This window comes from Sphingomonas quercus (assembly GCF_018863195.1).
Taxonomy (GTDB): Bacteria; Pseudomonadota; Alphaproteobacteria; order Sphingomonadales; family Sphingomonadaceae; genus Solisphingomonas; species Solisphingomonas quercus.
In genome coordinates this window covers 337,584-351,631 of the sequence record NZ_JAHKRT010000002.1, presented here as the reverse complement: position 1 = coordinate 351,631, position 14,048 = coordinate 337,584, and the positions used below count along the sequence as shown (strand labels likewise).

The 14,048-nt window shown below is 68.1% G+C and carries 12 protein-coding genes; 7 read left to right on the top strand and 5 right to left on the bottom strand.

Annotated elements, in window-relative coordinates:
• Nucleotides 1-29 precede the first annotated feature (29 nt).
• From KOF26_RS04825 to KOF26_RS04815, 3 genes are read right to left on the bottom strand one after another with little or no spacing between them, the layout of a single operon-like run.
• Nucleotides 30-1,481 carry a GumC family protein gene (locus KOF26_RS04825; RefSeq protein WP_216320968.1) on the bottom strand — a complete coding sequence of 484 codons (1,452 nt, stop codon included), beginning with the start codon at nucleotides 1,479-1,481 and terminating at the stop codon, nucleotides 30-32.
• A complete protein-coding gene (locus KOF26_RS04820) occupies nucleotides 1,478-2,671 on the bottom strand; it encodes a porin family protein (protein WP_216320965.1) in 1,194 nt (397 codons plus the stop codon). Before KOF26_RS04820 ends, KOF26_RS04825 begins: the two co-directional genes overlap by 4 nt.
• Before the next feature lie 11 nt (nucleotides 2,672-2,682).
• Entirely contained in the window at nucleotides 2,683-3,258 is a 576-nt protein-coding gene (locus KOF26_RS04815; RefSeq protein WP_363181826.1) for a polysaccharide biosynthesis/export family protein, read from the bottom strand.
• A gap of 281 nt (nucleotides 3,259-3,539) precedes the next feature.
• Between KOF26_RS04815 and KOF26_RS04810 the strand changes: the two genes are divergently transcribed.
• Together KOF26_RS04810 and KOF26_RS04805 are read left to right on the top strand one after the other, a co-directional pair.
• Nucleotides 3,540-5,048, top strand: a complete 1,509-nt coding sequence (locus KOF26_RS04810; protein ID WP_216320959.1) for a tetratricopeptide repeat protein — start codon at nucleotides 3,540-3,542, stop codon at nucleotides 5,046-5,048.
• A 29-nt stretch (nucleotides 5,049-5,077) separates the two neighbouring features.
• On the top strand, nucleotides 5,078-6,328 hold the full coding sequence (locus tag KOF26_RS04805; RefSeq protein ID WP_216320956.1) for a hypothetical protein: 1,251 nt from the start codon (nucleotides 5,078-5,080) through the stop codon (nucleotides 6,326-6,328).
• Here the strand turns inward: KOF26_RS04805 and KOF26_RS04800 are convergent.
• Nucleotides 6,313-7,260, bottom strand: a complete 948-nt coding sequence (locus tag KOF26_RS04800) for a class I SAM-dependent methyltransferase (protein WP_216320953.1) — start codon at nucleotides 7,258-7,260, stop codon at nucleotides 6,313-6,315. The two genes, KOF26_RS04805 and KOF26_RS04800, sit on opposite strands and share 16 nt — an antisense overlap.
• Nucleotides 7,253-7,714, bottom strand: coding sequence for a GtrA family protein (locus tag KOF26_RS04795; RefSeq protein WP_216320948.1), 462 nt, complete (start codon nucleotides 7,712-7,714; stop codon nucleotides 7,253-7,255). Before KOF26_RS04795 ends, KOF26_RS04800 begins: the two co-directional genes overlap by 8 nt.
• A 158-nt stretch (nucleotides 7,715-7,872) precedes the next feature.
• Here KOF26_RS04795 and KOF26_RS04790 point away from each other — a divergent pair, with 158 nt between their 5' ends.
• From KOF26_RS04790 to KOF26_RS04770, 5 genes are read left to right on the top strand one after another with little or no spacing between them, the layout of a single operon-like run.
• Complete coding sequence (locus tag KOF26_RS04790; RefSeq protein WP_216320946.1) at nucleotides 7,873-9,078, top strand: hypothetical protein; 1,206 nt, start codon at nucleotides 7,873-7,875, stop codon at nucleotides 9,076-9,078.
• A gap of 21 nt (nucleotides 9,079-9,099) precedes the next feature.
• Nucleotides 9,100-10,473: an NAD(P)/FAD-dependent oxidoreductase gene (locus tag KOF26_RS04785; protein ID WP_216320930.1), complete on the top strand. Its 1,374-nt coding sequence runs from the start codon at nucleotides 9,100-9,102 to the stop codon at nucleotides 10,471-10,473.
• A complete protein-coding gene (locus tag KOF26_RS04780) occupies nucleotides 10,470-11,912 on the top strand; it encodes a UbiA family prenyltransferase (RefSeq protein WP_216320927.1) in 1,443 nt (480 codons plus the stop codon). Before KOF26_RS04785 ends, KOF26_RS04780 begins: the two co-directional genes overlap by 4 nt.
• Before the next feature lie 17 nt (nucleotides 11,913-11,929).
• Complete coding sequence (locus KOF26_RS04775; protein ID WP_216320924.1) at nucleotides 11,930-13,249, top strand: FAD-binding oxidoreductase; 1,320 nt, start codon at nucleotides 11,930-11,932, stop codon at nucleotides 13,247-13,249.
• On the top strand, nucleotides 13,246-13,986 hold the full coding sequence (locus KOF26_RS04770; RefSeq protein WP_216320921.1) for an SDR family oxidoreductase: 741 nt from the start codon (nucleotides 13,246-13,248) through the stop codon (nucleotides 13,984-13,986). Before KOF26_RS04775 ends, KOF26_RS04770 begins: the two co-directional genes overlap by 4 nt.
• Nucleotides 13,987-14,048: the final 62 nt, after the last annotated feature.

Below are 14,048 nucleotides of genomic sequence, written 5' to 3'. Positions count from 1 at the left end.
TCCCCAAAATCCCCAGTACGCAACGGTCACTATGCCTGTTTGCGACGGAACGGCCACAGCCGGAAACCGCGCGTTCTCGGGTGGCTGCCCTTGCCGCTCAGGATCGGCACCACCCCCAGCGGCGGCGCGCCGACCAGCCGGGTGAGCGTGCCGACGCTCCGGATCGGGCGCATCACCAGCTCGATGAGCAGCACCAGCGCGAGGCCGAGGGCAAGGCCCCCAAATATGCCGCCGGCGATCAATATCAGCCGGTTGGGCTTGGTCGGCTTGTCGGGCGTCACCGGCGGATCGATCAGCGTCAGATGTTCAGCGCGCTGCTCGCCGGTCAGCTTGACCACCGACTGGGCGCTGACCAGGCTGGCGTTGATGCGGCTGAGATTTCCGCGCAGCGAATCGGCGCGCGCCTGCAGCTGATTGACCTGCTGCACCACCGCCGGTCCGCGGGCCTGGGCGGCCATGATCGTCGCCGCCCGGCTTTCCTGGAGATCCTTCTGGCGGCGGATCTGGTTGATCAGATTATTGTTGTTGGCGATCTGCTGGCGGATGGCGGCGTCATTGTCGCCACTGCGCTGCTGCGAGGCGACGCGGCGCGCCGCCTCCAGCTGGCTCTGCGCCAGCTTCACGTCGGGATGGTCGTCGGCGTAGATCGCCTTGGCCGCGGCGAGGCGCGCCTCGGCAGCAGCGACCTGCGGATCGCGATCCACCGAGCCGTTGCCGATCTGTGCGGAAAGCTGGGCATTGTCGCGCTGGATTTGCGCGATCTGGCTTTCGAAGCCGGTGGCGCCGGTCCCGAACATGAAGGCGCTGCCGCCGGCATTGGCCAGCGCCATGCCGTTCTGCCCGGTGATCCGGTTGATCTCGCCCTCGATGGCGCTGATCTGGTCCTGCAGGCTGCTCGCCTGGTCCTGCAGGAAGCGGACATTGTCCTCCGCCTGCTTCTGCGTCTCCGAAGCATCGAGCCGCAGCAGGCGATCGACAAACGCCTGGGCGACGAGCTGGGCCGGGCCCGGCTCCGGATAGTTGAAGGTCAGCGCGAACGCGATCGAGGACGAGCCACCGCGCGTCGGCGCGATGTCCGCCTCGACCGGGCTGATGTCGGTCGCACTGCGCATCCTGGCGACGAGATCGGTCAGCGACTGGTTGTGCGACGACGCCTTGTAGAGGTCGTTGGCCTGGATCAGCGCGATGAGGTCCGGGCGGCTCAGGATCTGCTCGCGGATGCGCGCGATGCGGCGATCGATGACTTCGCCGACCGACCCGTTCGTCCCGATATCGACCGGCAGGCTCTGCGATTCGACGAGCAGCACGGCGCGCGATTCGTAACTGCGCGGCAGCAGGAACGCGGCCGCAACCCCGGCGATCGAACAGAGCACAAACGGCACCAGCAGCAGCCATTTGCGCTGCCACAGAATGGCGTGGATGTTGGAGAGGAGCGCCGACCCGTCGCCCTCGTCGCTTGCATAAGCCTCAGCTGCACTCATCGACGATCCCCAAGCGTGTAGGAAAGGCCAAGGCGGCCGCCAAGATCGCTCCGCACGTTGGTGCTCGATCCCGCGAACCGCCTGTAGAAGGCGCCCGAGGTCACGGACAGGCGCTCGGTCAGCTGGTGGCTCAGGCCGACATTGGTCGCGAAAACGCGATCGATCACCCCGCCCGCCAATCCGAGGCCGCGCCCGCCGAGATCGGTGTAGCTCACCGATCCATTGAGGCGGGTACGCTCGCTCAGCGAATAATTGCTGGTAAGGCCGATCTGGGTCTGGTTCTGGGTACCGGCGAAACCCGTCGGGCGCACCTGCCGGCTCGCGTTCAGGCATTCCTGATGGCGCTGGCCCCGGCGGCAGAGCGTGATGCTGCCCGAAAAGGTGGTGCTGGTGCCGCTGCCCGACAGGTCGCCGCCGCGCTTGATGAAGCTCGCGCCGACCGCGCCGTTGAGCGTCCAGATCTCGCTGAGCTGCACGTCGAACGTCGCCTGCGGCGAATAGACCTTCGTCAGCCCGCCGCCGAGGCTGGCCTCGCTGCGCTGATAATCATTGTAGGAGGCGCTGCCCTGCAGGCCCAGCTTGACCCGCGCGGACACCTGCCGCTGGTAGGCGAGCGATCCGCCATAGCTGTCGTAATTGCCGAGGTTGCCAAGCGTATGATAGCGGCTTGCCGTGTAGAAGCCGCTGCCGTTGATGCTGTCGCGCGCGGAGAGGGCGTAGGCGAAGCCGGCATTGGCGCCATAAGTCTGCCGGCGGTCGCTGGTCCCGAACAGGCCGACATCCTGGCCGGCATCGACAGGCTCATCGATCGGCGTGTCGATGATGTCGGCGACCGACGATCCAATGACCGAGCTGTCATAGGACAGGCGCGCATTCAGCGACAGCCGCTCGGTCGTCTGATTGGTGATGGTCGCGCCGGCACCGTAGGAATTGGACTCCCGGTAACTCTTGAAATAATCCTGCAGGCTGGCGTGGCCCGTGAGCGATACGTTGGTACGCTCGGTCAATATGTCGAAGGTCGGCGCGATGGCCGCGGAATAAAAGCCGCTGCCGCCGCGATAATTCGCACCCGATGTCGAGAAAGGATTGCGCGAATAGCCGGCGCCAGCCGTCGCCACGGCCGACCAGCGCGTGTCGGCCGCCTGCGTGGCGGTCGACAGCAGCACTGCACAGAGAATCAGGCCCCTCACCTGACGCCGCATCACGGTACGATCACCGTGTCGCCGGTCTCGATCTGCGGAAGATCGACATTGTCGCGGACATTACCCTTCAGCACGTCATTCAGGCGCACTCGCACCGAGACGAGCCTGTCGCCCTGCTTGCGCAGGATCGTGACATTGTTGAGGTCGGCGAAATCGGCCGGGCCGCCGGCCATGCCGATGGCCTCGAGCACGTTGACATAGCGGGTCGGCGTGAACGTACCCTGCGCGCGCACCTTCCCGGCGACCGAGAATTGCATGCCGGCAGTGGCGCGAACCGACACCGTGACCTGCGGCACCTGATCGCGATACTGGCCGCGCAGGCCGGCAGTGACCGCCTTCTCGATATCGACGGGCAGCAGGCCGGCGGCCTCGACGCGGCCGACCAGCGGATAGGAGAAGGTGCCGTCGGGCAGCACTTTCACGCTGCGCTGCAACCGCTCCTCGCCCCAGACATAGATTTCGAGCTCGTCGCCCGGATTAATCCGATAGTCGCGCAGCTTCTGCGCGGCCCTGGGGGCCTGGGTGGCATTGGTCTGCGCCAAGGCGGGCTGAACCGCCACGAGCAAGGCCAACACACAGCTTCCTGCAACCCGCATCCCGCACTCCCTTGCGATAGCTATTAGCTCGCTCAATCCGCCCGCCGGACAAGGCGTCCCCAAGCCCGGTCCAGGATTTCGCATGTCGCGATGCTCTAGCCCAAAGACCCGGGCCAGCGCCACCCCAATCGCGGAATGCGTTCTGCCACGAATCCTGTTGCCAATCCGTTGACAACGCGGCTTAGCGTGACGTCCCCCGGCAGATTCAGGCCGGCAGCAGCAGCGGAGCGGCAGCACGGATGGCAGGAACAGGCGCCGTAATGCGAGGCATCTTCGCGGCCGCAGCAACGCTGGCGCTGCTCGCCGGCTGCTCGTCGCGTGCGGATCGGGCGAGCAAGGCGGCGATCGCGGCCGAATCCTATATGCAGCAGGGCAATCTGCGCGCCGCGATCGACAGTGCCCGAAAGGCGACGAGCGAGCGCGACGACATCTCCGACTATTGGCTGCTGCTTGGCCGGATCGCCGTGACGGCGGGCGACGCCACCGGCGCCTATACGGCCTATCAGCGCGCCGTCGAGCTCGATCCCAATAATGGCGAGGCGCTGATGACGCTGGGGCGGCTGGGCATGTCGCTCGGCCGCGCCGACGATGTCGATCGCTATGCCGACCGCATCCTCCTCGCCGACCCGAGCAACCGTGGCGCCCGGGTGATGAAGGCGGCTTCCGCCCTCCAGCACGGCGACAAGGCGATGGCGCGTCGATATATCGACGATCTGCTCGCCGCCAACGCGCAGGACATGGATGCGATGATCCTCAAGGCGAGGCTGCTCGCCAGCAGCAATGACGCGGCCGGCGCCGCCAAGCTGATCGAGGAGACGCTGGATACGGTGCAGCAGGACCCGGGCGGGCGGCTGACCTTCCTGCGCACGCTCTATGCCGGGACCGGCGAACGGGCGAACCTGATGCGCACGCTGCGCCGGCTGTCCTTCCTCGAAAAGCCCGATCCAGCCGACCTGCTGGCCTATGCCGGGATGCTCTACGAGGATGGCGACACGGGCGCCGCCGACGAGACGGTCGCCAGGGCGATGAAGCAGGCGCCCAACAGCCTCGATCTCGCCGCCGACATCCTCGAGCTGTGGCGGGATGCCGGGCCGGCCGTGCCGCCGGCTGCCAGCCTCGCCGCCGTCGTTCCCGATCTGTCGCTGGAGATGAGGGCGGTAAAGGCGCAGCGCGCCAATGATCTCGGGCGGCCGGACGTGGCGCTTGCCATTCTCGGGCCGGACGTGGCGAAAGCGGCGACGACGTCCGCCAATGCCGATGCGCGCGCCGCCTATGCCGCCGCGCTGGCGCTGCGCGGTGCCACCGGGCAGGCGGGGGCGATGCTCGACGAGATTCTTGCCCGCGACCCGGGGCAACCGCGCGCGCTGCTCGCCCGCGCCCGGCTGGCGGCGGCGCGGCGCGATTTCCGGGCCGCCGTTGCCGATGGTCGCCGGGTGGTCGCTGATGACGCGCGAAATGCCACGGCCCGCATCCTGCTGGCCGGCTGGTTGCGCGGGCTGGGCGAGGAGGATCTCGCCCTCAGCCAGCTGCGCGAAGGCGCGCGCGCCGCGCCGGACAATGTGCGGATGGCGGAAAGCCTGGTGAAGGCGCTGATCGAGCGCGGCGACAAGGCGGGTGCCACCGACGCGCTGGAGAATCTCGCCCGCGCCGCGCGCAACAGCACCGGCGCGGCACGGCTGCAGGCGCGGATGTGCGGCGAGATCGGCGACGCCGGATGCCTGGCACGGATGCGTCGGGCGGCGACGGAAGGTTCTGCCAGCATGGTGTAGCGGCTTTGCCCGGGGGTGAGGGGGGTAGCATGCGTGAACGGAGACAAAGCGAGGCCGGGCGGGCCATCCTGCTCGCGCTGATCGCCGGCGCGGCGGTGGCGGCCGCGTGCCGCAAGCTCCTGCCCTGGGCGATCGGCCGGCCGGGGGCCAGTGATCCGGACATGTTGCTCGGCCCTTATCGGCGCGACATCCTTTGGCCGAATTACGTCGAAAACGGATTCATCCGGCGCGGTCTCGGCGGCACGCTGATGGAATTGCTCCGCGATGCCGGACTGGCCCAGCCGGCGGCCGGCTACCAGCTGCTCACCGCGATATTGCTGGTGGTGCCGTTGACCTTGCTGTTGTCGGCGCTCGCCCGCCGGGGCGGGCGGAGCTGGCTGTGGTTCGGCGCCCTGCTCGTCATGTCGCCGCAGCTGTTCCTCGGCTGGGGCACCGATTTCGGGCGGGGCGACATGCTGACGATCAGCTTCATCGCCTGGGCGGCGGTGGCCCTGGCGCACCGCCGCCATTGGCTCGCCGTCGCCGCGCTGCTGGCCGGAACGCTCGCGCATGAGACAGCCCTGTTCTACGGCGTGCCGCTCGTCGCCGCCTTCGCCTGGAGGGATCATCGCACCGGCCGGCTGACTTTGCGTCAGGCAGCGGGGCTGGCGGCGCTGCTCATGGGTGGAGTTGCGGTGCTGATCCTTGCCCAACGCCTGCTCGGCGACAGCAAGGCGCGCATCGCCGAGACCATCCTCGCCCATGATCCCGTCGAGGGAGCGAGCGCCGCCTACATGACCGTCGGCGGCTTGCGGACCTTGTTCAGCTCCGCCTGCATCAGCTTCGGGACAGGGCATGCGCCGTTCATGATTGCCAGCTGCGTCGTGGTGCTGGCACTCTACATGGCGATCCTGCTGCCCGGCAGCCGACGTGATCTCGCCCTTCTCGCCTTCGTGTCATTCCTGCCCTTTGCAGCGATGTCCGTCGTGGCGGTCGACTATGGGCGCTGGCTGATGCTCGCGGTGATCACGGCGTGGCTCTCTGCCATCCTGCTCCGCATCCGCGATCCGCGGACAGATGCCGTTCCACGCCGGCACGTGGCGATCGCGGCGATGCTTCTCCTCCTGCTGCTCCCGATGCGCACGGCGAGCACCTACTTCGGCAACGACGCCGCGCGCCTGCTCGCCGATCGAATGCTCGGACCGTCGAGGGATCGCGGGCAGCTGTTCGAGCCGTGCGACCCCGGCTGGCGATCGGTGCTCCCGCAGTCCGCGACGGGGGTGGCTCAGCGCGCCCGGTAGACGCCGAGCATGATCCCCGCCGGTGCCGGCAACACCATGCGCGACAGCGCGCCGACACCGAACGTCCCCTTCATCCCGAAGGTCTGCGCCAGACGGGTGGCGATATGCGCGACCGGCGCGTCGAAGGGCACCGAGCGGACCTCGATCTGCTCGAAGCCGTGCCGCGCCAGGAAGCGCGCCAGCGTCGCGGGCGAGAAATACCAGAGATGCTCGAGCAGCAGCATGTTCCACCGCCGGCCCATCGCCCTGGCGACGAGGCTCTCGACATTGGGCACGCTGGCGAAGAACAGCCCGCCCGGCTTCAGCACCGCGCGGATCAGCGCCACATCCTCGTCGATGCGCGGCAGATGCTCCAGCACGTCGAAGGCGGTGAGGTAATCGAGCGAGGCGCGGGGGCAATCCGGGGAAGTGGCGAAGCTGGCCCAATCGCCGGTGATCACTTCGCTGCGCCCGGCCGAGCGGCGCCCGGGCAAGCCCACCTCGAACCCGCGCCCGCGCGGGTCGTCGAACAGACGCAGGAAACCACCATCGCCGCAGCCGAGATCGAGGAAGTCGCCGCCCTCGGGCAGATGTCTGCGCACGATGTCGCCCAGCCGCCGGAAGCGCGCCGCCTTGGCCGCGTCGAACGCCTCATCAAGGTTGTCCGGCGCATGGATACCGCCATAGATGCGGTCATAGTCAGCGCCGGAGAAACGCGGGCTGGTGAACACGAAGCCGCAGCCGCCGCAGCGCACGATCGGCCCATGGGCGGTGGCGGCGCGATGGGCCAGGAAATAGCCGGCCGCCCCGGCGATCGTGCCATGATAGCTGGGCGGATAAAGCGCCTCGTGCGCGGTCTCGCCGCAGATCAGGCAGGGATCGGGCGCGCGGGCCAGCGCCGGCCAGTCGATCGGCGCTTCGCGCGCCTCGCTTGCGGCCATACCCTCATTCATCGCCACCCCCTTCGCCATAGGTGTAGAACCGGTGGCCGAAATAGCTGGTCAGCGTCATCACCCCGGCGCCGATCAGGACGCCGAGCAGCTCGGCCTGCTGACGCGGCAGCAAGTGCGGCAGGATCGCCTGCCCCGCCAGCATCGACACCCCCCAATAAAGCGTGACGCCAAACCCGTAGACGACGAAGAACCGCGCCATTTCTCCTCTCGCCGCACTCCATGAACGCGAGCGGAAGGCGAACAGCTTGGTGAGCAGGAAGGACAGCGTCATGCCCGCGCCGATGCCGGCGAGCAGCGCCAGGCTATAATCGACGAAATGCCGCGCCAGCCACATCGCCCCGACATTGCCGCCGGTGGCGACCACCCCGGTGACGACGAAACGGGCGAATTCGCCGCCGTCCACCGGCGCCCGCCGCTTGGCCTCGGCGGCTGGCAACACACTCCCCCCCGGCATGGGATCCCTCATCGCTGCGGCGCGCAATCTAATCCCCCGCCCCGCGCCGGCGGTCAACCTGATAACCCGATCTTTACCATAGTTCGGGCACGGTCGAGGGGGCCTACGAACCGAGGATCGGTACGATTTCGATAGACGCGACGTGGCGGACAGCGGGCGTGAGGACATCGGTGCTGGCCCTGCTTGCCGCCGACATAGTGCTGGTGTCGTGCCGACGGCTTCTACCGGGACAGGCTGATGGCCCGATCGCCGACGCCTACCAGATGGACATTTTGTGGCCGAGCTACCTCGACAACGGCTTCATCCGACGCGGCGCCAGCGGGACGGTGATGGCGCTGATTCGCGACAGCGCGCTGATCGATCCGGCAGCCGGCTATCATATCCTTGGCACGCTTCTGCTGCTCGCGCCGCTCATCCTGCTGTTGCGCCGGCTGGCGAACCGCCACGAAAGCGGTTGGCTGTGGTTCGCCGCCCTGCTTGCCCTCTCGCCGCAGCTATTTGCCGCCTGGGCGCTCGATCTCGCGCGCAGCGACATGCTTGCGATGAGCTTCGTCGCCTGGGCGGCTCTGGCCATGGTCGACGGGCGACAGCGAATCGCCGTGGCGTCGCTGCTGGCCGGATCGCTGGTTCACGAGGTGGCGCTGTTTTACGGCGGGGCGCTGCTCGCCGCCTTCGCCTGGGCTGACGCGCGTACGGGCCGCCTGCCGGCACGGGCCGCCGTGACGCCGCTCGCCCTCCTCGTCAGCGGAATAGTCGTCATCGCCGGCGCCCAGTCGGCATTCGGCGACGATGGGCCCGCGATCGCGCGCACCATCCTGCGCCACGATCCGGTGACGGGCATGCACGCCGCCTACATGTCGGCTGGCGGCCTGCGAACGCTGGTCACTTCGGCGTGTATGAGCTTCTCTGATGTCCAGACCGGCATCTTCATCAGCAGCTGCGTGGTGGTTCTGGCATGTTACATGTACCTGCTGCTGCCCGCCGGCCGCGACGAACTCGCGCTCCTGGCCTTCGTTTCTTTCGTGCCGATGGTGGCGTTGGGCGCGGTAGCGATCGATTATGGCCGCTGGCTGACGTTGGCGGTGATGAACGGCTGGCTGGCCGCCGTCATCTTGCGTCTGCGTGCCCCGAAAGCCGGCGTGGCGACAGCGCCGCGACTACCGCTGGCGGTGGCGCTGCTCACCGCGCTCGTGTCGATGGGCGAGGCTCGCATCTATTTTGCCAACGACGCCGCCATGATCCTCGCCAACGCGGTCTATCCCTACCCCGTCCCTCGCAAGCACTTCGAGGCTTGCGACCCAAGTTGGCGATCTGTGATAGCGCCGCCGGACGGGAGGAATTTGGAGGGTAGCTCATCATCATGACTTCCGGATGACCAACGATGAATGAGATTCTCCTTAGGTTCGTGCTTGCAGGTCTTCCCCGCGCAGGATAATTCCGCACTGCGAAAGATTGAGGGGTCTTTGCAGATGGCGCGTGTTGTGGTGATCGGCGCCGGCGCCATGGGCCTCGCGGCTGCCTATCACGCCGCCAAGGCCGGGCATCATGTCGAAGTGGTCGAGGCCGCACCGGAGCCGGGGGGCATGGCCGCGCATTTCGATTTCGACGGACTGTCGATCGAGCGCTTCTATCATTTCGTGTGCAAGGCAGACCTGCCCACTTTCGCCCTGCTCGAGGAACTCGGCCTCGGCGACAAGATGCGCTGGCGGGGTACGTCCATGGGCCATTTTTCCGGCGGTGAGCTGCATGGCTGGGGCAATCCGGTCGCGCTGTTGCGCTACCCGGGAATCAGCCTCCTCTCGCGGCTGCGCTATGGCCTGCTCGCCTTCATCTCCACCCGGCGCGAGCGCTGGGACGCGCTGGAAAAACAGTCAGCGCGGGAGTGGATCACGCGCTGGGGCGGGCGCGAGGTCTACGACAAATTGTGGAAGCCGCTCTTCGACCTGAAATTCTACGAATATGCCGACAATGTCTCGGCCGCCTGGATCTGGACGCGGGTGAAGCGCATCGGCCGCTCGCGCAGGTCGCTGTTTCAGGAAGAGCTCGGCTATATCGAGGGCGGCTCCGAGACGCTGGTCAAGGCACTGTGCGATCGAATCGAAGGCCTCGGCGGCAAGATCCACCTGTCCGCCCCGGCGACCCGGGTGCTGAGCGAGAACGGCCATGTCACCGGCGTCGAGACCCCCGGTGGCGTGATCGCCGCGGACGCGGTGATCTCCACCGTACCCACGCCGCTCGTCGCCGATATGGTCCCCGACCTGCCGGCCGAATGGAAGGCGAAATACGCCGCCATCCACAATATCGGCGTGTGCTGCCTGGTGTTCAAACTGGCGCGATCGGTCTCCCCGCATTTCTGGGTGAACATCACCGAGCCGGACATCCCGGTCCCCGGCATCATCGAATTCTCGAACCTGCGGCCGGTCGGCGGCGATGCCATCGTGTTCGTGCCCTATTACATGCCGGTCACCAATCCGCGTTTCGCCTGGCCCGACGATCGCCTGCTCGACGAAGCCTTCGCCGCGATCCGCCGCATCAATCCGGCCGTCACCGAACAGGACGTGCTGGCCCGCAAGGTGGCGCGCCTGCGTTATGCCCAGCCGATCTGCGAGCCTGGCTTTGCCGACAAGATCCCGCCGATCCAGACGCCGATCGCCGGCCTCCAGATCGTCGACACCTGTTTCTACTATCCCGAGGATCGCGGCATCTCCGAAGGCGTGCGGCTGGCGCGCGAGATGGCCGCAAGGCTTGGCCCGGCATGAGCAGGGTGGAGGCGATCACGGGGCCGGACCCGATCCCGCTCGCGGTGGATGTGGACGGCACGCTGCTGCGCACCGATCTCCTCCATGAAGCGGCACTGCATTTCATCGCCCGCAACCCGCTGCAGGCGCCGCAGCTGCTTGTCTGGCTGATCGGCGGCAAGGCACGGCTCAAGGCGAATCTCGCCGACCGTATCGAGCCCGGCACCGACTCCGTTCCGCTGCGCGAGGAGACGCTGGCGCTGATCCGCGCCGCACAGGCGGAGGGGCGGCCGGTGTGGCTCGCGTCGGCCTCCGACCGGCGTTACGTGGAGGCGCTGGCCGATCGCATCGGCGGGATCGCCGGCGTCATCGCCACCGATCGCGACACCAATGTCGCCGGCGCGGCCAAGGCGCAGCGGCTCACCGAGGCCTTTGGCGAGCGCGGCTATGATTATGTCGGCGACATGCCGGTAGACATGGCGGTGTGGCAAAGCGCGCGCCGCCGGCTGCTCGTCGCCCATAGTCGCGGCTTCGAGGCACGCGTGCGCCGCGCCTTTCCCGATGTCGAGCTGGTGGCGCGGCCGCGCTCCCGCCCGCGCGGCTACATCCGGGCGATGCGTCCGCATCAATGGGCGAAGAACGCGCTGCTGTTCCTGCCGATGATCGCCGGCCATCATTTTGACGCCGCAACGATCCTGGCCACGCTCATCGCCTTCGTCTGCTTCTGCCTGGCGGCGTCCAGCGCCTACATCCTCAACGACCTGCTCGATCTGCCGGGCGATCGCGATCATCCGCGCAAGTGCCGCCGGCCATTCGCCGCCGGCGAGGTGCCGATCGTCCACGGCATCCTGCTCGGCGTGATGCTGATCGCGGCGGCGATCGCGCTCGCCCAGCTGCTGCCAGTCCGCTTCCTCGGTACGTTGCTCGTCTACGTCGTCGCCACGGTCGCCTATTCGATGATCCTCAAGCGCAAGGTGGTGGTCGACGTCATCGTGCTCGGCGGGCTCTATACGCTGCGCGTGCTCGGCGGGCTCGCCGCCACCGGCACTCAGCAGTCGCCGTGGCTGCTGATGTTCAGCCTATGCATCTTCCTCAGCCTGGCGCTGGTCAAGCGCTGCTCGGAGCTGGTGCAGCGCCGCGATGCCGGCAAGACGGCGACGACCGGCCGCGGCTATCGCGTCGGCGATCTCAACGTGCTCTTCCCGCTTGCCGCGGCGGCCGGTTATGGCGCGGTGCTGGTGGTGACGCTCTACATGTCGAGCCCTGAGGTGATGGCGCTCTATGCCCATCCCGCCCGCATGTGGCTGGTGTGCCCGCTGCTGCTCTACTGGATCAGCCGCGTGCTGATCCTGTCCAGCCGCAGCGAGTTGCACGACGACCCGGTCATCTTCGCGATCACGGACCGGGCGAGCTGGGCCACCGGCCTGTGCGTCGGCGCGATCATCGCGGTGTCGATCTGAACGCTGCGCCCACACGGATGCTGAGCGGCTGGGGACGCTGGCCGATTGCGCGCTGCGCGGTGACGGAGCCGGGCACGTCCGCGGCCGCCGGCGCGGCACTGGCCGATTTCACCAGCATCATCCCGCGGGGCAATGGCCGCTCCTACGGCGATGCCAGCCTCAATCCCGACGGGGTGCTCCTCACCAGCCGGCTCGGCCATATGCTGACGCTGGACGAGGCCGCGGGCGTACTGGAATGCGAAGGCGGCACGCTGCTCTCCGACATCATCGAGGCGCTGCTGCCGCGCGGCTGGTTCGCGCCGGTGACGCCGGGAACGCGCTTCGTCACCGTCGGCGGCATGATCGCCGCCGATGTGCACGGCAAGAATCACCACGGCGCCGGCGGGTTCGGCGGGCATCTGCTGTGGCTCGATCTTGCACTGCCGGACGGGCGGGTGCTGAGGTGCAGCCCGGCCGAGCATGAGGAGCTGTTCGCCGCGACCTGCGGCGGCATGGGGCTGACCGGCCTGATCCTGCGTGCAGCCTTCCGCCTGCTCCGCGTCGAGACGGCGCGCATCCGCCAGCGCACCGTGCGCGCACCGGACCTCGACGCGGCCTTCGCCATTTTCGAAAGCGCGCAGGACTGGACCTATTCGGTCGCCTGGATCGACGGGTTGCAGACCGACGCGCGGCTCGGTCGCTCGCTGCTCTTTCTCGGCGAGCACGCCCGGGCCGAGGAGCTGCCCCTCGCCGAACGCTCGCGGCCGTTCGCGCGCGCCGCGCGGGCGCCGAAGCGCGTGCCGATCGACTTCCCGGCCATCGCGCTCAGTCGCCTGCCGGTGCGCGCCTTCAACACCCTCTACTATCAGCGCCAGCGGCCGGGCGACGCGCTGGTCGATCTCTACCCCTATTTCTATCCGCTCGACGCCCTGCTCGAATGGAACCGCATCTATGGGCGCCGCGGCTTCGTCCAATATCAGTGCGTGCTGCCGCTCGCGGAGAGCCGCGCCGGCATGCGCCGCCTGCTTGAGGCGATCGCGCGGGGCGGCAATGCCTCGTTCCTCGCCGTGCTGAAGCGGATGGGGGCGGAATCCTTCGGCCATCTGTCCTTTCCGATGGAAGGCTACACACTGGCGATGGATTTCCCGACCAGCACCGGCAACCTCGCCCTGCTCGACCGGCTCGACGCGATCACCGCCGAGCATGGCGGGCGCATCTATCTCGCCAAGGATGCGCGCGCGGCGCCGGCGACGATGCGCGGCTATCCGCGGCTCGAGCGGTTTCGCGCCGTGCGCCGCGACTATGGCCTCGTCGGCCGCCTCGAATCCCTGCAATCGCAACGCCTGGAGATCGGATGACCCAGCCCCTCTCGCCCGTGCTCATCATCGGTGCCGGCTCGGACATCGCCCGCGCGCTCGCCCGGGCCTATGCCGCTCGCGGCTGCGCGTTGATCCTCGCCGCGCGCGATCCGGCCGCACTGGCGACGCTGGCGAGCGACCTCGAGATCCGCCACCGCGCGGCCGTGACGCTGGTCGCCTGCGACGTGACGGCAGCCGATCCCGAGCCGTTCGTGACCAGCCTGCCGGTCTTGCCCGGCACGGTGGTGATGGTCGCCGGCCTGCTCGGCGACCAGGCCGAATCGGCGGCCGATGCGGCCGTCGCGGAGCGCGTGATGGCGACCAACTATAATGGCCCGGCGCGGCTGCTGCTCTCGCTGGCGCGGCGCATGGAGGCGCGCGGCAGCGGCGCGATTATCGGCATCAGCTCGGTCGCCGGCGAGCGCGGCCGCGGGTCCAATTTCATCTATGGTTCCGCCAAGGCGGGGTTCACCGCCTTCCTGTCCGGCCTGCGCAACCATCTCGCCAGAAAAGGCGTGCACGTGCTGACGGTGAAGCCCGGTTTCGTCGCCACCCGCATGACCGAAGGCATGGAGCTGCCGCCCCGCCTCACCGCCCGGCCCGAGCAGGTCGCCGAGGCGATCCTCCGCGCCCAGGAAAAGGGCCGTGACGTGGTTTATGTGAAGCCGCTGTGGCGGATGATCATGGCGATCATCCGCGCTGTCCCCGAAGGGGTGTTCAAGAAGCTTTCGCTCTAGAGGGGCACCCGACACCCCGCCGAGACATGCGGAAACGAGCCTGTCGAAGGGTTCGGTACCAC

Bases quoted from the DNA above. Each gene is read 5' to 3' on its own strand.
- KOF26_RS04825 (WP_216320968.1), bottom strand. From the start codon at position 1,481: ATGAGTGCAGCTGAGGCTTATGCAAGCGACGAGGGCGACGGGTCGGCG.
- KOF26_RS04810 (WP_216320959.1), top strand. From the start codon at position 3,540: ATGCGAGGCATCTTCGCGGCCGCAGCAACGCTGGCGCTGCTCGCCGGC.
- KOF26_RS04805 (WP_216320956.1), top strand. From the start codon at position 5,078: ATGCGTGAACGGAGACAAAGCGAGGCCGGGCGGGCCATCCTGCTCGCG.
- KOF26_RS04800 (WP_216320953.1), bottom strand. From the start codon at position 7,260: ATGAATGAGGGTATGGCCGCAAGCGAGGCGCGCGAAGCGCCGATCGAC.
- KOF26_RS04795 (WP_216320948.1), bottom strand. From the start codon at position 7,714: ATGCCGGGGGGGAGTGTGTTGCCAGCCGCCGAGGCCAAGCGGCGGGCG.
- KOF26_RS04785 (WP_216320930.1), top strand. From the start codon at position 9,100: ATGAGATTCTCCTTAGGTTCGTGCTTGCAGGTCTTCCCCGCGCAGGAT.
- KOF26_RS04780 (WP_216320927.1), top strand. From the start codon at position 10,470: ATGAGCAGGGTGGAGGCGATCACGGGGCCGGACCCGATCCCGCTCGCG.
- KOF26_RS04775 (WP_216320924.1), top strand. From the start codon at position 11,930: ATGCTGAGCGGCTGGGGACGCTGGCCGATTGCGCGCTGCGCGGTGACG.
- KOF26_RS04770 (WP_216320921.1), top strand. From the start codon at position 13,246: ATGACCCAGCCCCTCTCGCCCGTGCTCATCATCGGTGCCGGCTCGGAC.